The 22,321-nt window shown below is 60.8% G+C and carries 23 protein-coding genes; 9 read left to right on the top strand and 14 right to left on the bottom strand.

The window, feature by feature from the left end:
* Nucleotide 1: 1 nt before the first annotated feature.
* From WJU23_RS20965 to WJU23_RS20950, 4 genes are read left to right on the top strand one after another with little or no spacing between them, the layout of a single operon-like run.
* A complete protein-coding gene (locus WJU23_RS20965; protein ID WP_346334580.1) occupies nt 2-469 on the top strand; it encodes a hypothetical protein in 468 nt (155 codons plus the stop codon).
* Nucleotides 466-999 (top strand): hypothetical protein, encoded by a 534-nt coding sequence (locus tag WJU23_RS20960; protein WP_346334579.1) that lies wholly within the window; start codon nt 466-468, stop codon nt 997-999. The genes WJU23_RS20965 and WJU23_RS20960 overlap by 4 nt, the downstream gene beginning before the upstream one ends.
* Complete coding sequence (locus WJU23_RS20955) at nt 996-2,948, top strand: hypothetical protein (protein ID WP_346334578.1); 1,953 nt, start codon at nt 996-998, stop codon at nt 2,946-2,948. The genes WJU23_RS20960 and WJU23_RS20955 overlap by 4 nt, the downstream gene beginning before the upstream one ends.
* A gap of 20 nt (nt 2,949-2,968) precedes the next feature.
* A complete protein-coding gene (locus WJU23_RS20950) occupies nt 2,969-4,123 on the top strand; it encodes an ATPase, T2SS/T4P/T4SS family (RefSeq protein ID WP_346334577.1) in 1,155 nt (384 codons plus the stop codon).
* A gap of 24 nt (nt 4,124-4,147) precedes the next feature.
* Here the strand turns inward: WJU23_RS20950 and WJU23_RS20945 are convergent, their stop codons facing one another.
* The 13 genes from WJU23_RS20945 to WJU23_RS20885 form a co-directional block, all read right to left on the bottom strand.
* Complete coding sequence (locus WJU23_RS20945) at nt 4,148-5,047, bottom strand: hypothetical protein (RefSeq protein ID WP_346334576.1); 900 nt, start codon at nt 5,045-5,047, stop codon at nt 4,148-4,150.
* Nucleotides 5,023-5,802, bottom strand: a complete 780-nt coding sequence (locus WJU23_RS20940; RefSeq protein WP_346334575.1) for a hypothetical protein — start codon at nt 5,800-5,802, stop codon at nt 5,023-5,025. The genes WJU23_RS20945 and WJU23_RS20940 overlap by 25 nt, the downstream gene beginning before the upstream one ends.
* Nucleotides 5,799-6,479 (bottom strand): ATP-binding cassette domain-containing protein, encoded by a 681-nt coding sequence (locus WJU23_RS20935; protein WP_346334574.1) that lies wholly within the window; start codon nt 6,477-6,479, stop codon nt 5,799-5,801. The genes WJU23_RS20940 and WJU23_RS20935 overlap by 4 nt, the downstream gene beginning before the upstream one ends.
* 20 nt (nt 6,480-6,499) lie before the next feature.
* Nucleotides 6,500-6,904: a type II secretion system protein gene (locus WJU23_RS20930; protein WP_346334573.1), complete on the bottom strand. Its 405-nt coding sequence runs from the start codon at nt 6,902-6,904 to the stop codon at nt 6,500-6,502.
* 4 nt (nt 6,905-6,908) lie between these two features.
* On the bottom strand, nt 6,909-7,289 hold the full coding sequence (locus tag WJU23_RS20925; protein ID WP_346334572.1) for a hypothetical protein: 381 nt from the start codon (nt 7,287-7,289) through the stop codon (nt 6,909-6,911).
* 17 nt (nt 7,290-7,306) lie between these two features.
* Nucleotides 7,307-8,524, bottom strand: coding sequence for a type II secretion system F family protein (locus WJU23_RS20920; protein ID WP_346334571.1), 1,218 nt, complete (start codon nt 8,522-8,524; stop codon nt 7,307-7,309).
* 4 nt (nt 8,525-8,528) lie between these two features.
* Nucleotides 8,529-10,220 carry an ATPase, T2SS/T4P/T4SS family gene (locus WJU23_RS20915; RefSeq protein WP_346334570.1) on the bottom strand — a complete coding sequence of 564 codons (1,692 nt, stop codon included), beginning with the start codon at nt 10,218-10,220 and terminating at the stop codon, nt 8,529-8,531.
* Nucleotides 10,217-10,801 (bottom strand): hypothetical protein, encoded by a 585-nt coding sequence (locus tag WJU23_RS20910; protein ID WP_346334569.1) that lies wholly within the window; start codon nt 10,799-10,801, stop codon nt 10,217-10,219. The genes WJU23_RS20915 and WJU23_RS20910 overlap by 4 nt, the downstream gene beginning before the upstream one ends.
* Before the next feature lie 71 nt (nt 10,802-10,872).
* Nucleotides 10,873-12,600 (bottom strand): secretin N-terminal domain-containing protein, encoded by a 1,728-nt coding sequence (locus WJU23_RS20905; RefSeq protein ID WP_346334568.1) that lies wholly within the window; start codon nt 12,598-12,600, stop codon nt 10,873-10,875.
* Nucleotides 12,597-13,220, bottom strand: coding sequence for a hypothetical protein (locus tag WJU23_RS20900; protein WP_346334567.1), 624 nt, complete (start codon nt 13,218-13,220; stop codon nt 12,597-12,599). The genes WJU23_RS20905 and WJU23_RS20900 overlap by 4 nt, the downstream gene beginning before the upstream one ends.
* Nucleotides 13,217-13,780 carry a hypothetical protein gene (locus tag WJU23_RS20895; RefSeq protein WP_346334566.1) on the bottom strand — a complete coding sequence of 188 codons (564 nt, stop codon included), beginning with the start codon at nt 13,778-13,780 and terminating at the stop codon, nt 13,217-13,219. Before WJU23_RS20895 ends, WJU23_RS20900 begins: the two co-directional genes overlap by 4 nt.
* A 9-nt stretch (nt 13,781-13,789) precedes the next feature.
* Complete coding sequence (locus WJU23_RS20890; RefSeq protein ID WP_346334565.1) at nt 13,790-15,631, bottom strand: hypothetical protein; 1,842 nt, start codon at nt 15,629-15,631, stop codon at nt 13,790-13,792.
* A gap of 67 nt (nt 15,632-15,698) precedes the next feature.
* On the bottom strand, nt 15,699-16,136 hold the full coding sequence (locus tag WJU23_RS20885; RefSeq protein ID WP_346334564.1) for a type II secretion system protein: 438 nt from the start codon (nt 16,134-16,136) through the stop codon (nt 15,699-15,701).
* Between the two features lie 312 nt (nt 16,137-16,448).
* On the opposite strand from WJU23_RS20885, the gene WJU23_RS20880 reads away from it, so the two are divergent.
* Nucleotides 16,449-18,026, top strand: coding sequence for an alkaline phosphatase D family protein (locus WJU23_RS20880; protein WP_346334563.1), 1,578 nt, complete (start codon nt 16,449-16,451; stop codon nt 18,024-18,026).
* Nucleotides 18,027-18,095: 69 nt separating this feature from the next.
* On the opposite strand, the gene WJU23_RS20875 is transcribed toward WJU23_RS20880, so the two are convergent.
* Entirely contained in the window at nt 18,096-19,448 is a 1,353-nt protein-coding gene (locus WJU23_RS20875; RefSeq protein WP_346334562.1) for a right-handed parallel beta-helix repeat-containing protein, read from the bottom strand.
* Nucleotides 19,449-19,598: 150 nt separating this feature from the next.
* On the opposite strand from WJU23_RS20875, the gene WJU23_RS20870 reads away from it, so the two are divergent.
* From WJU23_RS20870 to WJU23_RS20855, 4 genes are all read left to right on the top strand, one after another.
* Nucleotides 19,599-20,360 carry a hypothetical protein gene (locus WJU23_RS20870; RefSeq protein WP_346334561.1) on the top strand — a complete coding sequence of 254 codons (762 nt, stop codon included), beginning with the start codon at nt 19,599-19,601 and terminating at the stop codon, nt 20,358-20,360.
* A 12-nt stretch (nt 20,361-20,372) separates the two neighbouring features.
* Nucleotides 20,373-21,092: an NAD-dependent deacylase gene (locus tag WJU23_RS20865; protein ID WP_346334560.1), complete on the top strand. Its 720-nt coding sequence runs from the start codon at nt 20,373-20,375 to the stop codon at nt 21,090-21,092.
* A gap of 51 nt (nt 21,093-21,143) precedes the next feature.
* A complete protein-coding gene (locus tag WJU23_RS20860; protein WP_346334559.1) occupies nt 21,144-21,665 on the top strand; it encodes a transcriptional regulator in 522 nt (173 codons plus the stop codon).
* A 242-nt stretch (nt 21,666-21,907) separates the two neighbouring features.
* Nucleotides 21,908-22,300 (top strand): hypothetical protein, encoded by a 393-nt coding sequence (locus tag WJU23_RS20855; protein ID WP_346334558.1) that lies wholly within the window; start codon nt 21,908-21,910, stop codon nt 22,298-22,300.
* Nucleotides 22,301-22,321: the final 21 nt, after the last annotated feature.

Raw genomic sequence — 22,321 nt, 5'->3', positions numbered from 1 at the left:
CATGAAGCTGCCATTTCAGATGCCTGCCCCCCGGCGCGGGAGCCTCCTGGTGGAGGTTTCCCTGGCCATGGGCCTGACTGCACTGGTGGCCCTGGTGCTGATGCGGGCCTCACTTCTGGCCATTTCTGGCAACCAGTGGACGGTGATGCAGACGCTGACGGATGCTTACCTGACCCGTGAGACCGCCCTGGCCAACCGGCTGCCCTTTGCCGATGTGACCGGGGAGGCCAGCGCCTGGCCTGCCGCGAACCTGGATTCGGAGGATGTCGTGGTGGATGAGCAGACGGTGACGCTGGGCCGTCTGGCTGGCGGAACCGCCGTGCAGGGAGTCATCAGACGGTTCCGCACCCAGGAGGCCGCGCCGGTGAGCGAGGTTTCCCAGGCGGTCTGGCGTCTGCATTCCATCCTGGCCTACAACATTGGTGATGAGCAATACACGAAAAGCCGGTCGGTCCTGCGTGTGCAATGAAATCCGCCCTTCCAGCTCCCGGCGCGCGGCGCCGCAACGGGTTCACGCTTTTGGAAGTTTCCACAGCGATGGGCCTGATGATCACGCTCAGCGGCGCTCTGATCCTGATGCTGCAGCAGCACCTCAGTTTCATGGCCATGGCCCAGCGCCAGTCCTTTCTTATCCAGGAGGCACCAAAGATCGGCAGCATCCTGGGCCGCATCTTTCAGCAGGCGGACCATTACTTCATCTATGAAAACCTGGAGGCTGCCGGGCTGGGGGCGGCCCCGCGGCTGGTGGATGGCGGGGCGGTGAGGCTGTTTTTCAAAACGGCTGCACAGACCACGGAGGAGCGCATCATTGCAGCGGAAGAGGAGGCTGCGGGCACCAGCCTGCGTTTTTATACCCGGCAGGCAGACGGGAGCAGCACCTCCTGGCTGATCTGCCAGGGACTGCAAGCCGCCAGTTTCCGGGCGGATGGAGGCATCCTTGAGGCCACCCTGACCGGGCCTAATGGCGAGGAAATAAGCTACTGCGGAGGTGCACGATGAAACAGGCCATCCATAAACGAACTTCCGGTTATGCTGCGCTGCCGCTGGTCACAGGCATCGCGCTCATGCTCACTCTCAGCGTCACCATGCTCTTTAAGCAGACGCTGATGAACCGGGACCAGGCGGCCAAAACCCAGTTGCGGGTGGATTATCACCAGCGTGAGGAGGCCCTGTTGCGGGCACTGGTGGCAGTCTTTCCTGACAAGGCTATCGCCTGCATGAAGGCCAGCTTCGCAGACTCGCCAGCTCACAGCTGGGAAGCCGTTTTTGCTGAAGCCGTCGCCCTTTCCTCCGCCAGCAGCCGGATGTCTCCGGCCATGCTGGAAGCCCTGGATCTTGCCGGCCACCGCAATGGCAATGTAGGAGACCACACTGGGGAAGAGCTGGGAAGCTGGATCACCTCACTGTCGGGTGAGCCAGGCCGCGTCACGCCCGGAACCTCGGACTATTCCGCCATTTTTGAGCTGCCTGCTTTTGCGGGCAAGGTCCCCCCGCTGCTGGACATGAGCGCCGCCCTCCAAAGTGCAGATGCGGTCCGCCCTTTGATCACACCTTTGAAGCGTTATACGGTGCAGGTCCCCGGCCTGCTGGCAGATGTGGGCGCCCATCCGGTATTTAACCTGATTCCTTATCCCAACATCCGCTTTGGCTATGCGGCCCCTGGCGAGCCATTCGTGGCCAAGCGCAACTGGTGGGCCTTTACCGTCAACTACGGCAACCGTGGCAGCAGCGTCGCCCGGCACTACGTGCTGTCCTTGTATGAAATTCCGTCCCAGCTGCCCATCGAAGGGGCGACCTTTGCCAGCATCGGCCAGCATGAGGACGGCACTGCCTGGAATGCGGACACGGTGAGCATCCAGGGATCCGTCTATGCCGACCAGATGCGCGTGGAGGCAGCCTATGGTGCGGACCGCCTCGCCGGGCGCAGCGGCATCGAGCTTACGGAGCAGATGGACATCGGCGGCGTCTCTGTCGGGACGGATTTTGATGCCATGGGGGAGCGCGAGCGGCTGCAGGCGGCGCAGGGGACGGACGCCCTGCCGGTGGCGCTTTCAGCCAATTCCGGGCGCCTGGCCTTCCTGCCGTTGCCGACCGGGGCCGCCTATCTCCAGCGGGCACCCGCAGGGGTGGCCTTGAACCAATGGGAGAGTTACACCGCTGGTGGTGCGCGTTGTGCCATCACCGTGGAGGCCACCCAGGTCGTCAGTTTGGAAGACCAGACGCCCACGGCCCTCCGGGTACGTTTCCAAAACCCTGCCGGGACGGTGACCGAGATCACCCTGCAACGGGAATCCAACTGGCCTACCATCTTTGAACCCGGTGGGAGTGAGATGCCTTTTCAGACGGAGCTGACCAATAACAGCCGCTCCTGCCTGACCTTCTATCCTACGCTGCTCAATGCCTGGCTTCAGGCCCAGGGCGGTGCCACGGTGGCCACCAACAACAGTATTCACTTCGGGGTGGATGCCACCGTTGACCCCCTGAACGTGCTCGTCCCCAGTGATCCGCCAGCGGAGGCAGACATGTGCGTCATCATCCGGCGCGGAAAAAACCTGGCAGACTACACGACGGGTCTTTCCATCGTCGGGCCGCTGCGCGTCTATGTCGGGGATGACCTCAATGCCATTCCGGCCGCCGGCGTTCCTGCGGGTTCAGGGCTGGAGGCGGGCACGGAATTTTATCCGCCCCTCTCCATCTATTCTGCCGAATTGCGGGTGGGAACGACGGGCTACCTCCGGCCCATTGACCATCGGGGGCAGATTGGCAGTCTTTCCACCGGCGGTACAGGTACTCCCTGGCAGCCGCTGGACATCAAATCCGGCAGCGATGACCTGGTACATGCGGACAGCATTTCAGCCGAGCTTGCCCCCTTGCGCAGCCCTGCGGAGCTGCCGCCGATTCATCCCATGAACTGGCTGGTTGTGATCGAGGAGATCCCCCAGGACTGAGGATAGTGCTTCCAATCGCCATGAGTTCCACCATCGCCAACAATGACATCCTCGGCCGTCTGGCTGCGGCTTTTCCGGGTCGTGAAATCTCCGATGTGCAGGTACGCACCGGGGGCCTGATCTACCTGCATACCAACCGGGGGCTGGAGGTCGCTGAAGCCTTTGGCATTCAGGATGCGGATGCCGTCGCCCGCCTGGCGGAAGGATTGTACACCCGCCAGTCCGTGGAAATCTGGTCGGACACCAGTGCAGCCGGGTCAGCGGAGCAGATGTGGGAAAAGGTGCGCTCCCGGCGGGTCATTGACTTCAGTTGTGAAGAGGGCGCCCTGGGCTCCCCGGTGCGGATGCGTGTGCAGGTGCATTTGAGCGAGCACGGCATGGGCGTCACCTGCCGCTGGTTGCGGGCCAAAATTTCCCAGCTTGAGACGCTGGGCATTGATCCCATGATTTCGGACAGTCTGCGGGAGCTCATGCAGCGGCGTTTTGGCCTGGGACTCATCACCGGACCCACCGGCTCGGGCAAGTCCACCACCCTGGCAGCCATTCTGGACTGGGTGCGGCGGAATTTCCAAAAGCACATCGTCACCATCGAAGACCCGATCGAATACCGCTACGACACCACCATGGAGGACCCGAACCAGCCGGGGATGCGAATGCCCGCCCCGTCCCTGGTCACCCAGCAGGAGGTGGGACGGCATACCATCTCTTATCAGAGCGGCCTCAAGGAAGTGCTGCGCAAGACGCCCAACATCATCCTCATCGGTGAAATCCGTGATCGTGAGACGATGGAGACCTGCATCGAGGCCGCCCAGACCGGGCATTTCGTGCTGTCCACCCTCCACACTCGCGGAGCCGTGAAAACGATTGACCGTATCCTTGAGTTCTTCCCCAAGGAGCAGCAGCCCGGCATCCTGCACCGGCTGAGCGAGACCCTGACCTTCGTACTTTCCCAAGGCCTGCTCACCGGGTTCAACGGCCGCCTGCTGGTCACCGAATATCTGCAAAACACCAGCGATGCCGTCGCCGCAGGTATGCGCGCCTATGATGGCAGCGCTACCTCCCTGGCGGATTCCCTGCGGTATAAAGGCAACCTGCGCTGGGACCAGTGCCTGATGAACCACTACCGCGCGGGCCTCGTTTCCGAGGACGTGTTCAATGCCAACCTGCTGGGCTGAGGCGTGGGGCTGTTTGCCCCAGGGTTATTGGGCGGCGGCCGGCTTCTCCAGCGTTTGTTTCACCATGCCCCGGATGCGGATCAGCAGCCGTGCATGTTCTTCCAGCTCCTGCCGCCGCAGGGGCGGGATGCGCTCCCACCAGCCTTCAGTCTCAGCTTTATGCCGGATCAAGTGGTAACGGCCAAGGCAGGCTTCCAAATTAGCCCATTGTTTTTGAATGCCCGCCACATTCCGCTTCCGGGTTTCTGTGAGGAGTTCCTGGTTCAGCAGGTTGATGGCGGCCCCGGCTCCGGTGAGGGTGTCGGACAGGCTGGCCTCCGGACGCTGTCCATAGGCCATGGCCTTATTGGCCAGGGCATCCAGGAAAGGCTTGGCGTCCCCCGCTTCCGGCCCGCGGGTGGAGAGGTGAAAATGCAGGATCTCATACAGGATGGCATCTCCAGGGTCCAGCTGGTAGGCCAGGCGCAGGCGAACATCGCCGGCTGCATTCACATAACGCTGGTGGGCGGCGGACATGGGCAGCGGGTTGTTGCGCCTGGTGCGTGCCTTTTCCAGCCTGGCCAGCCGGTCCACCTGACGGTCTGCCCACGAGAGGCCCTCGGGTGCCTCAGTCTCAGCCGGAGGAGGAGGCGGGGGCGGCGCGCCTTTGCGGGCAAACCGTCCGGGCGGCGGGGGCGGGGGAGCGGCTTGTTTTTTAGCGGCTGGCTCAGGAAGGGTGGTGGCGCTCTCTCCGCCATGCCAGTAGCTGAAAAGTGAATCGCGGATCAGCCTTGCCATCAGGCTGCCATAGGCGCTGCCCGGCAGTGCAAACACTGGCGGTGCCGCTGAGGCCTGAAGGGCAGGCCTGGCACAGGACAGTGCATGACCGGCCCACCACAGGCCGGCGGCAGCGGTCAGGCTCAGGAGCGTGTACGGAAGAGGCATAGTCCAAAGAGGGAGATGGCGGCCGCCTGCAGGGTCAGGGTGAGTGTACTGCCGGTAAAAGCCTCAGCGGGCAGCGGCCCCATTTTAAAAACCAGCCGGGGGGTCAGATCCGCCAGGTGGTAGTGTGGCAGGGCCAGCCAGAGCGATTTCAGCGCACCCGCCTCGGAACCGCCCAGAACCGGTGCCAGCCAGGCTGCGCCGAACAGGCCCGTGAAAAGCAGTCCCACCGGCAGAAGAAAGGCGATGACTTCCGCCGTGCGTGTGCCCAGGGCTGTCGCCAGCAGCAGAAGGGGCGCGGCGCAGAGACTGTAAAGCAGGCTGTATTGCAGCACGGTCTCCGTCCACATTTGAGCCTCCTCCGGGTGGGCCGGCATCGTCAAAGTCAGGCAGATGGCGGCGGCGGCGATGACAATGGCGGCCATCCAGACCAGAATGGCGGCCGTCAGTTGCAGGCACTGGTTTGCCTTGCCCGTACCAGCAGCGTGCAGATGCTCCAGCATCCCTTCCTTGCGCATACGGTGCCCCAGGGCGGACGCCTGAAAAGGCAGCCAGGTGAAAAGCATCAGCCAGGCATAGATCCACGCGGCCTGCGCCCGCGCCGGTTGCAGGATCTGCGGATTTTCCTCCCAGGGCGTCAGCAGCGGGGCCACCCAGGCAAAGGCCAGCGCCCCGGGCAGCAGCAGCCAGCAGCTCCCGCGCCCGGCCAGCGCGGACAGACTGAGACGGAACAAAGGCCAGCGGCGAAGAGAGCTCATTGTTGCAAAGTTTGGTAGGTGGTCATCCAGGAATCCCCCACCCGGCCGGTGGCATGGCGGAGCTGGCCGCGGGCTATCGTCAGCAGCGAGTCCGCCTGGCGCACACATTCCAGTTCATGCATGATGACCAGCCGCATGGCGGCCGTGTGGGTCGTGGCCCACAAGGCGGTCACCTGCTCGCGCGTTTCCGCATCCAGGCCGGTCAGGGGTTCATCCATCAGCAGCACACTCTTGGGGCTTTGTGCGGCCTTCACTTCCGCCAGGATCAGCAGCACCTTCTGGCGGTTGCCACGGGAAAGCTTGCCGATGGGACACTTCAAATCCAGCCGCAGGGTGGCCGCCAGCTCCTCCGCCGCCGCCAGGGACGGGCCTTTGAACCAGGCACGAAAAAAAGTGCGCGGTTTCATCTCCGGGTCCGCGCGCAGTTCATCCGCATAATAGTGGACCTGGGCTTCCGTGGTCACCCGGCCTGCCAGCGGGCTGGACAGTCCGGCCAGGGTGCGCAGAAGGGTGGTTTTACCGGAGCCGTTGGGTGCCACCAGGAGATGCAGCCCAGGGCCGGCGTGGACACCCTGCGCAGCCTCCACCAGACACCTGGCCTGGCGTTTCCAGGGCGGCCCGGCACGGTAGCCAAAGCGCGTGCCTTCAGGAATGTGCAGAAGTGCAGTAGGAGCCATACGATAATTTCAAAGTACTCTCAGTGACCGGCGTCCCAAAGTCCATCATTTCCGCTGCCGGAGGGATCATACGCTGTCGAACCGAGCCGCCATTGCGGTGGCATGACGGTGTGGTTCAGGTTCAGCGTTTCCCCGGTCAGGCTGATGGCGGTGGGAATGCTGCTCCACCCTTCTGGCAGGTAAGCCTGCAGCTCGGCAGCACTGACATCGGCGATGTCTGCGGTCGGATGGTCTGACATGTAGGCGCGCTGGGCGGAAAAGACTGCCTGTATCGACACGGCGGCATCCTTGCCCCGCTGCCAGTCCCGCACGGCGGTGACGTTCATGGTGGCAAAGGCGGCCAGTCCCAGCAGCAGACCGATGACGAGACTGATCTCGATGAGGCTGAAGCCGGATCTCAGACGATGGGAGGGGGGAGTTTTCATAAGTTCATTTTTTGGCAGAGACCAGCGCCTGGGCCTGGCTTTTCGGGATGATCTTTACCGCAGGCTGGATCACCTGGATCTGGGGCGCGGAGGTTTTCGTTTTTTTGGCCACCGGCAGGTTTTGGGTCAGCTCCGTTGGCAGGGTTGCACGGCGGTGGATGTAGATGACGCGGGCCTGGTCGTCCTTGGGGAGGACGGCTTTATCACCGTCAGCCTGCCCGCCAGGGATGACGGGAGCCGCCTTGAGAGCCGGTGGCTGGATGGCGGGGATCGCAGGCATGCCGGGGATGGGGCGCGGCACCAGCCGGGGGGCGGCAGGCGGTTCCTCCGCCAGCAGGAGCGGGCCGGGCAGCAGCAGGGTGGCAAGCAGTGTGTGTCTTTTCATAAAGTTAAAGGGACGGATTACATGTTGCCGGACTGCATCATGCGCGGCCCCATCAGAAAGATGGGCAGCATGGAGCCGGTGAAGACAAAGCCGATGAGCACCACCGCCATCGCCAGGGTGATGAAATTGATGACCTGGGTGAAGTCCGCCATGACGGCGGCTGTATCCTCCTCATAAATGTCACGCAGCATTTCCAGCTGCTGGGGCAGGGAGGCGGAGCGCTCCCCGATGCCGATCATGTGCACCACCTGCGGGTCCAGCGTGGCATGGCGCTTCAGCGCCTCTGCAAATGGCACCCCGGAGGATTCATAGATCTGGGAGGCCTTGATGAACTCCGCATACATGGGAGTGCCCAGCACCACCCGCGCACTTAGCGCAGAGGCCCGCGCCAGGTTGATGCCATTGGCATACAACATCTGCAGCGTGCCGATGTAGGCGCTCTGGCGCAGCCCCATCACCAGCTTTTTCAGCAGCTTCCAGTGTTTCATCCCCAAAACCAGCAGCTTCTGCCGGAAGTCCGCCGAGCGGAACAGCGCCCCGATAAAAGTTCCCAGGGCGATGACAAAAAAGGGCCACACTTTCTGCACCACATGGCTGATGCCGAAGATGGCCACCGAGATCGGGTCCGGCTCCTGCTGCACCCCTTTCAGCGTCTCCTCCACCTGCGATACCACAAAGACCTGCGAATAAATAAACAGGCCGATCTGGAACAAAATGACAAACGAGGGCACCATCAGCGCGCTCCGCAGCTTGCTGGCAAACATCAGTTCAATTTTGATCCGCCGTGCCAGCGCGCTGAACGCCTCGCCAAGCTGGCCGGCGTCCGCCCCCGCTTCCACGATGGTGATGATGGTCGTGTCAAACTTCTGCTCCTTGGCAAAGGCGATGTGCACCGGCAGCCCCGCCTCCAGCCGGTTGCGGATGTTCATCAGGGAGGATTGAAGAGCCGGATCCGGCAGCCCCTGGGAATAGTACAGCAATGCATCAGCAGTGCTGATGTTAGCCTTCAGCATGGAGGAAAGCCCGCGGAAGAGCTTGATCAGTTCCTTCCTTGAAATGGGCTTGTTGGATTTCTCACTCTTCAGCGCTCCAGAAAGCGGCTTCACCAGGGCCACGCGAAAACCCGGTTTGGCCGCCAGCAGCGCCGCCTGCTCACGGTTGGGCGCCTCAAATTCCAGTACTTTCGACTGTTCCGGCCGTTTGATGTTTCGGAGGGTGACTTGAAAGGCATTCATGGCTTTAGGATTCGTAGGTCATGTCCAGCACTTTTTTCAGCGCATCGAGGTCGGTTTTTCCCTCGGCCATCAGTTTCAGTCCGTTGTCGCGCAGCGAAGGCAGGCCGGATTCCCGGCGCACTTCCTGTTCCAGTTCAAATGGGGTGATCTCTCCTTTGGCCAGCTTGTCCCCAAGCCGGGGGCTGATGGGCAGGATCTCCAGGATGGCCGTGCGGCCTGAATAGCCGCGTCCTTTGCAGTCGGGGCAGCCCTCCTGGTTATGCACAAACACCGGCTTTTCCGCCCAGGAGGCATCCAGGTGGAACAGCCGGATCTCCCTTTCCGGGATGCCCACCTGCTGCACCCGGCACGCCGTGCACAGGAGCTTCACCAGCCGCTGGGCGCAGGCCGCCTTCAGTGTCTGGGCGATCTTCCAGCGCTCCATGCCGAGCTGCTGAAAGCGCTCGATGATCTGCGAGGCACGCGGGGTGTGGATCGTTGTCAGCACCTTGTGGCCGGTGATGGCGGCCTCAATCGCCAGCTCGGCGGATTCACGGTCCCGCACCTCCCCCATCAGGATCACGTCCGGGTCAGACCGCATGAAGCTGGCGATCATCGGCTTAAATTCGCTGCTGTCGCGGAGGTCGCAGTGGGTCACCCCGGGGATCTCATCCTCCACCGGGTTTTCCAGTGTCAGGATATTGTCCTCCGGGTGGTTCAGCTCCCGCAGCATCGCATTCAGCGTGGTGGACTTGCCGGAGCCCGTCGGACCGGACATCACAATGATGCCGGACGGCACCGCCATGGCCTTGTCCAGCTCAAAGAGAGTCTCTTCATCAAAGGCCAGCGTGCCCATGCCCAGCCGCGCCTCCAGGTGCGTCTTGTCCAGCAGCCGCATCGTCACATGATAGCCGCGATAAGTGCGGTGCCGCTCATATCGCACCCCCACCGCGCGGCCATAGTAGCTGGCAGTGAAACGGCCGGAGATGCCCGGGCGCTTGCTGCGCTCCTCCGGTGCCAGGCGCATCAGGTTTAGCAAAAACGCATCCACCCGGTCCCGGAGTTTCACCGGCATCTCCACCCGCACACCCAGGTCCCCGTCCACACGGAAGCAGTATTGGAACGTCGTCTTCTCTGTCTTGATGTGGATGTCGGAAGCGTGCTGCTTGATGGCATCGCTCACCATGCTGGCCACCAGTTGCGCGATGGGCTCATCATACTGCCGCGTCACGTCGAAGTCCGGGCTCTCATTGGAAAATTCCTCCACCTCCACCGCCTCCAGCTCCGCGCGGCTGGGCCCGGAGGAATTGGAGGATCCCTCAATCACGGCGGAGACTTCGGAGGCCAGCGTCACCACCTTCAGCAGTTCATCTTCCGGGAAGCGGCTCGCGCAATAATCATCCGCCCGGTAGTCCCACGGGTTTGCCACTGCCAGCAGCACCTGCGTGCTGCTTCTCCGCAGCGGCACAAACATCCCGCGCGCCATCACCACCGGGTCGCAGTAGCTCACAAACTCCGCATCCGCCAGATCACGCACCTGCGGAAAGGCAGGCAGCCCCGCCGCGTTGCCCACCGCCCCCAGGATACGCGTCTTGGAGCACTTCCGCACCAGCGCCTCATCTGACAGGGCATCATTCCCGGCCGTGGACGCCCGCAACTGGCCGATGATCAGCCGCTGGATCGTGTCATTAAATTCAATGCCCAGGTTCAGGTTCATGAGGCAAAGTGGCGTTGCATCAGCCCCTGCCAGATGGTCAGGTCCAGAAGGAAGGGAAAGACAAAAGGTGCTTCCGTGTCGGTTTCACGGTTCAGTTCCTGGCGGATCCAGAAGGATGTCACCAGCGCCGCCACCGGGTTGATGCAGGCGATGTGGACGATGCTCGTCTCCCCCGCCAGCGTCGCGGGGCAGCCCAGGGTCGCACAGATGCCGCGCAGTCCCGGGCAGTGTTCATACAGCCCGGTGGCACGCCCGGGCAGCGGGCCGAAGCTCCAGTAGCTCACCCGGTCATTCAGGCAGGATCTCAGCAGCTTCTGCATCCGGGAAACCTCTCCGTCCACAGTCAGCGTGTGCTTCTTGGCCTGGGTTTCCGCTACGAAGATCAGGAAATCCGGCGGCGGGGTGGAGCCGGTCAGCGCGCTGCGGTAGGCCGGCAAAAGTGGTGCCGCCTCCTCAGCGGAAATATAGCCCCCCTCGCGCAGGTGGTTCAGGCTCGTATTCGCGATCCTCTCCAAAACCGGCACCAGACTGCTCCGGTCAGTCTTGGCTGGAAAGGCGAGGCCTTGAAGCGGTTCGTTCATGAAGGGGGGAAGAGAGGCAGTCTGAAAAGGTTGGCGGGGGCGCAGCAGCGGCAATGGCTGGTGTGCCGCCGCTAGCCTTCCTTTTTGCTGAACAGGCGCCGCACCCAGGACTGCTTGGGCGGACTCTCCGGTTCCGGGCTCTTGCTGTTCGTCGTCGCATTGGGCCAGCCCGCCTTTGGCAGCAGCAGTCCCGCATCTCCCAGGTCTTCCGGCTGCAGGCCGGAGTAGTCTCTCTGCTTCCAGTTGATGTCTTCCAGGGCCGCCGTGCTGGAGGCATCATAGACAGTTGGCGTGATGATGAACACCAGGCTCAGTTGCTCCAGCTTTTTCATGTCCGAGCTGAACAGCCGTCCCACCAGCGGGATCGTCCCCAGCACTGGCACTTTGTTGTTCCCCTCACTGTCGCTGTAATCATAAAATCCACCGAGGAAAAGCGACTGTCCGGCAGGAATGCGGCTGATGGCCTCCACCGTGGATTCGCTAACCCGAGGGAACACATTGCTGGACCGGCCGGGGATCAGTTCCACGATCTTTGCCACCCGCGGCCGCAGCTTCATCCTCACCGTCCCGTCCGGCAGCAGCGTCGGTGTCACGGAAAGAGTCACCCCGATTTCGCGGTTCTTTTCCGGCTCATCCGTGGCGCTGGGATCCTCTGTATCAATCTTGTAACGCACCTTGTCCGTAATGTTCGTTCCCGCCGTCGTGTTGCTGATGTCGGAAGTGATGATGGGGAACCGGTCCACGATCGAAATCAGCCCCTGCTCGTTGTCCTCCGTGATGATGGTCGGGCAGGCCTCCTGCGTGACCAGGTCCGCAGCTTCCAGCGCCCGCAGGATCGCCTGCACCTGGAAATTGTCGAACACCACCCCCGCTCCCTGGGTGTTGATCTGGTTCAGCACTGATACCGGGTTCATCGGGTTGCCGGTGCGCGTCACCGTGCTCACATCCGGGAGGTTAAACAGGGCATTCAGGCTCTGCCGCGCGGTGATGGTGGTACCGGTCTCTCCGAGCGCACTGCTCCAGTCCACGCCCACATTCCGGTTCTGGTTGCGGCGGATGCGCAGCACCCGCACGTTCACCATGATCTGCTGCTTCGCCTTGTCGATCTCCAGCAGCAGCTTGCGCACCCGTTCCAGCTTCAGGCTGTTGTCGCTCACCAGCAGAGTATTCGTCTTTTCTTCAAATTCGATCTGGCCCACGATGGGGGTCAGCATGGGGCGGATGATGGATTTCAGCTTTTCAAAATCGGACGCATTGGCGGCATTTCCGCCCCCGCCCTCACCACCTTCAGCGCCGCTTCCTTCGCCTGCCTGGCCGTTGCTGCTCCGGTTTAGCGGGGCGCCGCGCAGGTATTTGAGCTGGTAGCTCATCACCTCCACCGGCAGCCGCGCCAGTTGGATTTCCGTCATCAGGCTGATGCTGGAGCGCTGCTGGTAAACGGTCAGTCCATACGCAATGGCCAGGTCCTCCATCTGCTGGCGCGGATCATCCAGCTTCAGGTGGCCCGTGATGTTATACTGCGGCGTGTTGAGCTCGTTGTTGTGAAAGAACTGGAGCCCCGCGCTGCGGGCCAGGTATTGGAACACCTCATTGATCGGCGCACCTTCAATCCAGTAGCCGTCCTCCGGTTGGGTGGGCAGGCTGGACAGGCCGCCCAGCCGGGCGCTCACATCCACCGCACCCGCAGGCAGTTGCTCCAGGGGCTGCGGGGTCGGTTCCTCCTGGGCACGGGCAGCCAGCCCCGGGCTCAGGCACAGCAGGCAAAGGTAGAGGAAAGGACAGGCATTTTTTTTGCTCATGGCTTGGCGGGAGGTGCAGGTTCCATGGGGGTCATCCGGCTCTCAAATTGGGTCAGGGTCTTTTGCAGCGGCTCCATGGCCAGTTGCGGTACGAGGTTATGCTTCAGCACCCCCGTTTCGTCCCGTTGCAGATCCCGGAACAGCAGTTCGGTGGCGGCCACCTCGGTCACCTGCGCCTGGAAGATTTCCCCTTTGAAGGACAGCTCCACCACATCCCCCTCGCCAGCCTGCCGGCCGCCGATCAGAAATTCCTTCCGGTGCAGGTTCACCCCGTTGATCTTCAGCGTCTGCAGCGCCTGGTTCAGGGTGATTTTGGGCGTCTCACGGTAGATGCTGTCTTCAATGATGGGGGAATCATCTTCCCTGGGAAAAGTGGACAGGCCAAAGGCATCAATGTTCCGCAGCCGGGAACTCAGCTTGCCGGCCAGTTTTTCGATGTCGTCCCCTGTTGGCATCATCTTTGTCTGCGGCAGCCAAGAGGTCTGGCCCGCACCTTGGCCAATGAACAGTGCTGCGCGTTTTGGCGGGGGTGCCTTGGCTCTGCTCTGGGCTGTTTGCGCATGGCTCACCGTCACGCCTGCCGGGATGGCCGCCGCCAGCAAAATGAGAAAGTATTTCATGGTTTCTCCTTGGTGGTTTTCCAGCACGTGTGGGTCATCTCCATCACCAGATATTCCCGCTGCTTCAGCATCTGGTCCGCCTTGCGGGTGACTTTCATTTCCTCCAGCATGGACTGTGGCATCAGGGATTCCACCTGCAGCAGCGCCTCCTGCATGGGCCCCATGCCACCTTGAAAGCTGCTCTTCACCCGCGCTGATTCCGCCCGGGCATCCTTAGTCAGCCGTCCCTGGTCCAGTGGGAAGATCAGGCTGCTGCGCTCCAGTTCGATCTCCTTGTACTTCGGCAGCATGCCGTCCAGAATGCGTGTGAAAAGCTGGCCGGGATCGCTTTTCAAAAGCTTTTTCTGGTCCTCAAAGGCGGCTCTTTTTGGAGCGATGCTCGTCTCCAGATTTTTCATCGCCGTCAGCCGCATCGTCTGCTCTTTGTACTGCGCTTCCTTCACCTCACGGATGCTGCTCAGCTTGCTGACCGCCGCCCCCGCCCCCGCCAGAAGCAGCAGGTTAAAAGCAACAGGCGTGATGAGGCCAAAGCGGATGATGGGCTGGGTGTAAGCACTCATGATCGGAATTCAGAACGGATTTTCCAAAGGCAGCGCCAGGGCATCCTTCTCGGTGAGCGTCTGCGTCAGCGCGGCGGTGAAGTTAAAGGGAAAGGCCAGCGTCGGATCACGCGCCAAGTCCCCGGGGCCTGCCTGGGAATCGAAGCTGGAGTTCCTTCCCTGGGTCAGTGTCACCGTCAGTTGCCGTGACGGATCGGGCCGGTAGCTCTCATCGCCCGTGGCCGTGGCCACCCGGTCAAAGAGGGCGCTGAGGCCGCGCTGGGTGTTCAGGGTGCTCAGCAACTCCATGGCCTTCGGTTTCACCAGCCCCTTCAGCGTCCAGGTGCGCACCATTCCCACGGACCCCTTCGGTCCCTCCTTGGTCTTTTTGCCGTTGTAGCGCGTCGCATCAGCCGTGTAGTAAAAGCTGTCCAGCCGCACCCCGGAATCTTCCGGGAAAAGCTGCAGCAGAAACTCCAGCGTCACCCACCCGCGGGACCGCGGCTGCAGCAGTTGTTCAGTCACGTCTATCTGCTTCTTTTCCTGCAGCAATTGCTCGTGTTTCGACTTTGTCTGCAGCATCTCCGTTGGCGTCAGCGACCAGGATGGATGGTTCATCGCTGCAAACAGCGAGTAAGTTCCGTAGCCACCAGTGCCGACCAGGCAGAAAACGAGCAGATATACCAGCCAGGAGGAAAACCGCAGCAGCCGCAGGTCCTGCTGGGACGGATACAGGTTGTCCAGACGCGCCGTATCCATGAAGCTCTGCCGCGCCCAGCTTTCCCACAGCGCCTTAAACGTCCCCGCCTTTGCCAGCGGCGTTTTACCGCTGCGCACCTGCTCTACAGCCGTGCTGTCATAAATTAAAAATTCCGGCCTGTGCCCCGGGATGACTGCCAGCGCCGGATGCTCGGTCAGATTCACGCCCTCAAAATGGATCATCTGGCGGCTCAGGGAATAAATCTCCAGATCTGATGCAGCCGTCTGCAGCGCCTGCGGCTGTGAGGAGACATACACCACCTTCGGCGTTTCCAGTTCCGCCCCCAGAGCCATGTTCCACAAAATATCTCCAAACCCCGTCGGTACCTGCTGCCCGCTTCGGTGGGACAGGCTGCGGACTGCTTGCAGCTCCCCTGTTCCACTGATGGCAAAGACGGCGGTAAATTTATAGAAGCCAAACGCGAGCAGACAGCCTTCTTGCATCTCCGGCCGCAGCAGTGGCAGCGCCGCCAGGCACTCGACTGCGGCGCAGGTCACCGCCGTACGTACCGGCATTCGCAGATTTTCCGCGCAGGTCAGCAGCGTCTGTAAAAAAGCCTCCCGTGAGCGGGAAAGCATCACCGCCGCACATTTCTGCTGTCCTGTAGGCGCCCCCCAAAACGGCAGCAGCCGCCAGGAATTCGCATCGGTGGAAACATCCCTGTCAGCCAGGACTTCCTTCGGATCATCCACCAGATTGTAGCGCAGGATCTGGAAATCTTCCCCCGCCTCCCCCAGCGCCTCGCCCGCCTGGGCGATCTCTGACAGGGCAAATTCATCGGCCACATGCAGGATCACCCCCAGCGCCTTCGGTTTGTCCTGAAAATAGCGGGAGGACATTAGCTCTCCCAAAATCTCACTGACTCCTTCTCCGGTTGTCAGGTTGGCCAGCGGCAGCGTCGGTCCAGGCTGCCACACGTTAGATTGTTTTGAAAAAGTGGCGGAGCAGACCTCCCGCCCCCCGTCGAACCACAGATGCCACTGCCACGGCAGCTCCTCCGGCACCCGGTACCAATGACTGTCCGTGCTCCGGCTCGTCTTGGATGCCACTGTGCGCGCCTGACGGTAAATGTCAGCCGCTTTAAGTTCACAGGGATCCGTAATGTTGAGCATGGCCTGGAAAGAAATTGGGACCGGATGCGAGAAGTCAGTTGCGTAACGCCTTCAGCCCGGCTGGCTGTTACCAGCCTTCAGTCTGCGTAGTGGTCAGCACGTGGGTCGTTGTCGGACCTGTTGTGTCCGCACCCACAAAGCTGCAGTTGCCATAGGGAGTGCCGATTGGCGGCACTTCAGTTTCCCATGTGTATGCACCTGTAGGATTCGGGCACTCGGGGGCTGCTTCCAAAAGCAGACCTGGGCCAAAAACACTGGCGGCGAGCAGGGGATCCGCGATTTCCAGATTCTGCATGTTGGCACTGGAGCGCACGGCTTTCTGCACCGAGGCAAGCTGCATCTGGCACCGGGCCTTGTCAGAACCTGCGCGGTAGCTGCCAATGCCGATGAAGACCACGGCGATCAACCCCAGGATGAGGGCGATGACGAGGCTGATTTCAATGAGTGTCATCCCTGACCGGTGGGCGAGACGACGTGTTTTGAGGGTGTGGGTGTCGATTTTCATATGTGAGTCGGATTTTTTGAATCCGAACTATAATTTCCATATCAATATCATAAATGCAAAGAAAAAACGGTCGCTTTCTTATTCAACTACAAGGATATATTTTATCCCTATGCTTGCACTTAGCCCTTCGGCTAGTCCAATCACAGGGATTAGGACGAAAATTATCCGTTTGCTACCTCGCTTGATCCAAGTGCTCTTTCTTATTTTTTTATAAAATTAAGATTTTTTAAAAATGAGAGTGCCAAAAGGTTTTTGCTTATTCGCAGGAATTCAGGCTTCAATCTCCGTAATCACCTCATTCTCCTTTGCCCCATGACATCCCCTGTTTTCCCTCTGGTTCCTGCACGAGTTTTTAAGCGCCGTTCCTTCATCGCCGGGTCCGCTTCCCTGGCCCTCGCCGCACTTGGCTGTGAACGCGCCTTCGGTGCGGTCAAAAGCAGCCCCAAGTTTTCCAGTTATCCTTTTACCCTCGGCGTGGCCTCGGGTGATCCCGCCCCGGATGGCATGGTCCTTTGGACGCGCCTGGCACCTAAACCTTTGGAAGGCGGCGGCATGGACCCCGTCCCCGTGGAGGTCTCCTGGCAGGTGGCTGAGGATGAAGGCATGACCCAGGTCGTCCGCCAGGGCACTGCCATCGCCACGCCGGAATGGGGCCACTCCGTGCATGTGGAGGTGGCCGGCCTACGGCCTAACCGCTGGTATTGGTACCAGTTTAAAGCCGGTGGTGAAGTCAGCCCCAAAGCCCGCACCCGCACCTTCCCTTCCGCTGACACACTTCCTGATCGCCTCCGCTTCGCCGTCGCCTCCTGCCAGCACTATGAGACCGGTCTCTTCACCGCCTATGATCACATGGCCAGGGAAGACCTCGACCTGGTCATCCATCTGGGTGATTACATCTATGAATACGCTGGCATCGAGAACCGCGTGCGTTTTCATACCGGGCCGGAAATCACCACCCTGGACCATTACCGGAACCGCCACGCCCAGTATAAAACCGATCCCGCCCTGCAGGCCATGCACGCCATCGCCCCCTGGCTGGTGACCTGGGATGATCATGAGTTTGACAACAATTGCGCCTCCGACATCTCCGAAGAACCCGGCGTCAGCAAGGAAGATTTCCTCCTCCGTCGCGCTGCGGCCTACCAGGCCTACTACGAGCACATGCCCCTGCGCCGCAGCGCCATGCCCAAGGGCCCCGACATGCTGCTTTATCGCAAAGTAGGTTATGGCAGGCTCACCGATTTCCATGTCCTGGACACCCGCCAGTACCGCAGTGACCAGCCCTGCGGAGACCGCACCCAGCCCCCTTGTGCCGAATCTCTCCATCCGGACCGCAGCCTCCTCGGCTCTCTTCAGCGGGACTGGCTCTTCGAGGGACTTGCCAAATCATCCTCCACCTGGAATGTCCTGGCTCAGCAGGTCATGATGGCCCGCGTGGACCGCAAAGCCGGCGAAGAAATCACCCACAGCATGGACCAGTGGCCCGGATGCGAAATGGAGCGCCGCCGCGTCCTCAAGTACCTCCACGACCAGCGCATCTCCAACCCCGTCGTCCTCACCGGCGACATTCACAGCCACTGGGCCAACGACCTCATTGCCGATTTCGACGATCTGGAGTCAAAGGTCGTCGCCACCGAATTCGTCGGCACCTCCATCAGTTCCAGTGGCGATGGCATCCTCAAGCCCAAGACCCTGGATGCCACCTATGCGGAAAACCCCTTCGTGAAATTCCACGGCACCGAGCGCGGCTACTTTTCCTGCGAGGTCACCCCTCAGCAGTGGAAGACCGACTACAAAGGCATCGAATACGTCTCCCGCCCCGGCGCCCCCCTCCACACCCGCGCCTCCTTCATCGTCGAATCCGGCACCCCAGGTCTCCAGCAGGCATGACCCATCGTGGGCGGGGCGGCGTTCCATGCAAGGAGAGGGACTTGCCAAGTCCCCTCCCAGCCGCCTTCCTCACGGCTCCGTCTCCATGTCATGCATCAGCTTGTTATTGGCCAGCGTGTTGTCACTGCCCCCCTCCATGCGGATGGAGGGGGCAGACATCCGCTCCTGACGGCGGTCGGCGATCCGGCATCCCGTGATGAGGCTGTTGCTGACATTTTTCATCAGCAGCCCCGGACCGTCACTGTTCAGAAGGGTGCAGCCGGACAGGTTGAAGCCGTCTCCATTCTCAATGACCACCGCCGCAGGCTGGTTGCGCACTTCGTTAACATGGATTCCGGTGAGGGTGACATCGCGGCAGTCACGGAAAAGAAGGCCTCCTTTGGCTGCCGCATTCCTGCCGCGATAGTAAGGCGGATTGCGGTCAAAGGTGTTGCTGCCCACCGCGATTTGTTCGCACCCCTGCATCACCAGATCATGCTCCCAGCCCACGCCAAAAGTGTTTCCGATGATCACTGCGCCCCGCACATTTTGAAGGTCAACGTTCACCGCCACGTCGCTAAACACATTATCAGCGATCGTCAGGTGGCCCCAATGCGGATTTTCGTCCGCCACGCGGACTTTGCCTTGGCCCAGAAATCGTACATTCGCTGAGCCGGGGGAATTGTTGTGCTGGATGGTGCAGCCGACGATGGTCACCTCCGCCGTGGAACCGCCTGTGCAGTCTATCAAGACGTTCGCCGTCGGTGGCGAGTCCGGGGTCATGTTGCTTTCGATGTCGCAGGTGCCGATGTGCAGGTTGCGCACGCCCCCGCCGCGCGTGACCACCCCTCCGCCCGCGTTGTAGCTGATGTGGCAGCCGACGATGTTGGACTGGTGCAGATCCACCTCGTCATAAAGCACCCCACAGCCCGAATTGTGATACAAATGGCAGTCGCTGATGATGACGTTGCGGTTGCGGACCGTCAGCCGGATGCCATGCCGGGCCTCATGCACCGCCACCCGGGTCAGGGTCAGCTGAAGAGTCTGCGTCGCTTCGATGCCATCCGCCTCCGGATGTGCGCCGACGATCTCGATACCGTCCACCATCGGCATCCGCTGCCGTTCAAACACGTTTGGCTTCAGCGTCCCCGGTGCGGCCGAGCCGCCATGCGTTCCGACAAATTTGAAAGCGGGCCCCGCTCCCTCCATGACAAATCGCGCCACGCCATCCCCAGAAATCGAGGTGAAACCTGTTTTATCCAGGTCGATCACCACGGTCTTGGTCAGACGGTATACCCCCCGGCCAAACCGCACGGCCCCTCCCTGGTCCACTGCCTTCTGTACTGCGACAGTGTCATCCGTCCTGCCATCGCCTGTCTGGGCATTGAGGCAGGCATGGGCAAGAAGGAAACCGGTCAGGAGAAACTTGGGAAAGAGATTCATAAGCGGAGCCTTACGGAGCAGCATTGGCTGGACTGCACACTTTTATGGCGTTTTCCCCTGTTTTTGTGGAGGGTCCTATATCATGGGCGAATACATTTGAACTAAGCAGAAGGCGGTCGAGTCTGAGTCTGCTTCAACCTCTCCCTCCCAATGAGCGCTCCCTATCCTCCTCAGCCCCCTCAACAGAAAAAAGGTCTCTCCGGTTTTGCCATCGCTGGCATCGGCTGTCTTGGCATCATTGTTCTCCTGTTTCTCGGAGGCGGATTCCTTGTCGCCAAATACATGCCCCAGTTCAAAGAGAAGATGGCGGAGTTTGAAAAAGATCCTGCCAAGGCCGCCGTCTGGGCGCTGGAACTCAATCCCGATATCGAAGTCCTCAACAAGGACGAGAACAAGCGCGAGATCACCTTTAAGACCAAGTCCACCGGTGAAACCACCACCCTTTCGTATGAGGATCTGCAACAGGGCAAGCTCAGTGTAAAAAATGACAAGGGCGAAGAATACAGCTTCGATGCCTCCAAGGCCCAGACAGATGGCGTCGTCATGAAAGGCCCAGATGGCAGGACCATCACCGCCGGCGTCGCCGCTGCCTCCGCACCGCCGGAGGAAGTGCCGCTCTATCCCGGTCTCGTGCTTCAGGATGGCGGTTACCGGATGGACCAGCCGGATGCCGTGACCGGCATGGCCGTCGGCTTTGTCCAGGCGGACATGGTCAAGATCAAAGAGCACTACGAAACCCTGTTCAAAGCTGCCGGGTATGAAGTCACCAGCGTGGCCAGCGGCAGCGCCAACACGAGCGTCACCGGCAGCAAGGATGAAGGCAAATCCACCATCAGCGTGATCATCAATCCCCTGGCGGAAAACCCCGAGCAGATCCAGGTCACCACCCAGTATCACCTGCCCAAGCCCTGACCCGGACCGCACATGGCCGGGCTCACCCATCCTAATCTCGTCGTCCTCACCGGTGCCGGGCTCTCCGCCGAGTCCGGCGTGCCCACCTTTCGCGGTACTTATGGTCTTTGGGAGGGCCATCATGTGGAGGAAGTGGCCTCACCGCAAGCCTTCAAGGCCGTCCCGGAGATGGTGCATCGTTTTTACAACATGCGCCGGGCCTCACTGAAAACCGTGGAGCCGAATGCCGCCCACCATGCCCTCGTCCGTCTGGAAAAAGCCTGGCCTGGTTCTTTTTTGCATGTGACGCAGAATGTGGACGACCTCAACGAGCGTGCCGGGGCGGAGAAGCTCTTGCACATGCACGGCCAGCTCAAAAAAATCCGCTGCCTGAACTGCCGCAACGTCATGCACTGGGAGGAGGATCTGGACATTTCCACCGTCTGCCCCGAATGCGCCACTGCCGGCAAACTGCGGCCTGACATCGTCTGGTTTGGCGAGGTTCCTTACCACATCGAGGAAATCAGCCAGGCGCTGGAAACCGTGGACATCTTCGTCTGCATCGGCACCTCCGGCGTCGTTTATCCCGCCGCCGGCTTCGCCCGCCAAGCCGCCAGCAAAGGGGCGAAACGCCTCATTGAAATCAACCTTGAGGCCACCGAGATCAGCAGCCATTTCACCGACCAGCGCCAGGGCACCGCCGGGGAGGAAGTACCCCGTCTGGTGGAGGAGCTTTTAAAGGAAGTGCTGTGAATTCCAAATTTCACTTGCACGCCGGAACTTTCAGAATTATCTGAAAATAAGATGAAAGATGAACCTGCCACCTGGGAAACCTCGCGAGAGGAGTTCATCGCCCAGTGGGGCGCCCTGGGCAGCAACTGGGGCATCAACCGTACCATGGCGCAGATCCACGCGCTGCTCATGACCGCGCCGGAATCCATGCACACGGAGGAGATCATGGAGCGGCTTCAGGTCAGCCGTGGCAATGCCAATACCAACCTCCGCGAGCTTGTCGGCTGGGGTCTCGTGCGCGGCCTTGTCAAGAAGGGCGAACGGCGGGAATACTTCGAGGCGGAGAAGGATGTCTGGAAAATCTTCATCACCATCGCCCGCGAGCGCAAACGCCGTGAACTGGACCCCGCCCTGAGCGTGCTCAAAAATTGTGCCGAGCAGACCAAGGGCGAGCCTGCGGGTCCGGGGAAGGACTTCCATAAGCAGATGAAAGAGCTTCAGGAGTTCGTCGAATTCGGCATGAAGGTTTCCGATACCGTCTCCGGCATGAAGCATTCCTCCGCCCTGCAGTGGGCCATGCGTTTGCTGAGCTGATCTCTTTTTTTTGCCGTAATGTTTCGGAAATTATCGAAAGTTCAATATAGAAAGACAAACCAATGAAAACAGACCCGGTCCAAATTCAGCAAAGGGCAGGCGCATTTCAGCGGATGAGGTCCTTGCTGCGGGCCTTGATCTGCAATCCCCCACCTGTCCGGACCAAAGCCCGCGCCACTTCCATGTTCACTTTGTGAACAATCCCACCCCACAACTAAACAAACCTAAACCCAATTAACAGTATGAATGAAACCACCCTCAGCTATGCCCTCTATCTTGTGCTTGCCATCAGCATGACCGTCTGGGTCGCCCGCACCCTGTATCAAAACGGCCGCATCTTCCTGGTCGAATGCTTCCAGGGGAACACCGAACTGGCGGACAGCGTCAACCATCTCCTGGTGGTCGGCTTTTACCTCATCAACATTGGCTTCGTCTCGCTCTATCTAAAAACATCGGAAAGCATCATCGGAGCCCAGGGGGTGTTTGAAGCACTCAGCGGCAAGATGGGCATCGTCCTCCTGGTGCTCGGCGGCATGCATTTCTTCAACCTCGTCGTCTTCGCCAAGATGCGGAAACGCGGCCAGCTCGCCACCATGCCGCCTCCTGTGCCGCCGGTGCTGAGAGTGGGTGCCTAACTAAAAGTTAATAAACCCTCG

It is taken from the genome of Prosthecobacter sp. SYSU 5D2 (assembly GCF_039655865.1).
GTDB lineage: Bacteria > Verrucomicrobiota > Verrucomicrobiia > Verrucomicrobiales > Verrucomicrobiaceae > Prosthecobacter.
This window is presented reverse-complemented; position numbering and strand designations above follow the sequence as displayed.

Excerpts from the sequence above, each read along its gene's own strand:
- WJU23_RS20965 (WP_346334580.1), top strand. The coding sequence starts at position 2 with ATGAAGCTGCCATTTCAGATGCCTGCCCCCCGGCGCGGGAGCCTCCTG.
- WJU23_RS20960 (WP_346334579.1), top strand. The coding sequence starts at position 466 with ATGAAATCCGCCCTTCCAGCTCCCGGCGCGCGGCGCCGCAACGGGTTC.
- WJU23_RS20955 (WP_346334578.1), top strand. The coding sequence starts at position 996 with ATGAAACAGGCCATCCATAAACGAACTTCCGGTTATGCTGCGCTGCCG.
- WJU23_RS20950 (WP_346334577.1), top strand. The coding sequence starts at position 2,969 with ATGAGTTCCACCATCGCCAACAATGACATCCTCGGCCGTCTGGCTGCG.
- WJU23_RS20945 (WP_346334576.1), bottom strand. The coding sequence starts at position 5,047 with ATGCCTCTTCCGTACACGCTCCTGAGCCTGACCGCTGCCGCCGGCCTG.
- WJU23_RS20940 (WP_346334575.1), bottom strand. The coding sequence starts at position 5,802 with ATGAGCTCTCTTCGCCGCTGGCCTTTGTTCCGTCTCAGTCTGTCCGCG.
- WJU23_RS20935 (WP_346334574.1), bottom strand. The coding sequence starts at position 6,479 with ATGGCTCCTACTGCACTTCTGCACATTCCTGAAGGCACGCGCTTTGGC.
- WJU23_RS20930 (WP_346334573.1), bottom strand. The coding sequence starts at position 6,904 with ATGAAAACTCCCCCCTCCCATCGTCTGAGATCCGGCTTCAGCCTCATC.
- WJU23_RS20925 (WP_346334572.1), bottom strand. The coding sequence starts at position 7,289 with ATGAAAAGACACACACTGCTTGCCACCCTGCTGCTGCCCGGCCCGCTC.
- WJU23_RS20920 (WP_346334571.1), bottom strand. The coding sequence starts at position 8,524 with ATGAATGCCTTTCAAGTCACCCTCCGAAACATCAAACGGCCGGAACAG.
- WJU23_RS20915 (WP_346334570.1), bottom strand. The coding sequence starts at position 10,220 with ATGAACCTGAACCTGGGCATTGAATTTAATGACACGATCCAGCGGCTG.
- WJU23_RS20910 (WP_346334569.1), bottom strand. The coding sequence starts at position 10,801 with ATGAACGAACCGCTTCAAGGCCTCGCCTTTCCAGCCAAGACTGACCGG.
- WJU23_RS20905 (WP_346334568.1), bottom strand. The coding sequence starts at position 12,600 with ATGAGCAAAAAAAATGCCTGTCCTTTCCTCTACCTTTGCCTGCTGTGC.
- WJU23_RS20900 (WP_346334567.1), bottom strand. The coding sequence starts at position 13,220 with ATGAAATACTTTCTCATTTTGCTGGCGGCGGCCATCCCGGCAGGCGTG.
- WJU23_RS20895 (WP_346334566.1), bottom strand. The coding sequence starts at position 13,780 with ATGAGTGCTTACACCCAGCCCATCATCCGCTTTGGCCTCATCACGCCT.
- WJU23_RS20890 (WP_346334565.1), bottom strand. The coding sequence starts at position 15,631 with ATGCTCAACATTACGGATCCCTGTGAACTTAAAGCGGCTGACATTTAC.
- WJU23_RS20885 (WP_346334564.1), bottom strand. The coding sequence starts at position 16,136 with ATGAAAATCGACACCCACACCCTCAAAACACGTCGTCTCGCCCACCGG.
- WJU23_RS20880 (WP_346334563.1), top strand. The coding sequence starts at position 16,449 with ATGACATCCCCTGTTTTCCCTCTGGTTCCTGCACGAGTTTTTAAGCGC.
- WJU23_RS20875 (WP_346334562.1), bottom strand. The coding sequence starts at position 19,448 with ATGAATCTCTTTCCCAAGTTTCTCCTGACCGGTTTCCTTCTTGCCCAT.
- WJU23_RS20870 (WP_346334561.1), top strand. The coding sequence starts at position 19,599 with ATGAGCGCTCCCTATCCTCCTCAGCCCCCTCAACAGAAAAAAGGTCTC.
- WJU23_RS20865 (WP_346334560.1), top strand. The coding sequence starts at position 20,373 with ATGGCCGGGCTCACCCATCCTAATCTCGTCGTCCTCACCGGTGCCGGG.
- WJU23_RS20860 (WP_346334559.1), top strand. The coding sequence starts at position 21,144 with ATGAAAGATGAACCTGCCACCTGGGAAACCTCGCGAGAGGAGTTCATC.
- WJU23_RS20855 (WP_346334558.1), top strand. The coding sequence starts at position 21,908 with ATGAATGAAACCACCCTCAGCTATGCCCTCTATCTTGTGCTTGCCATC.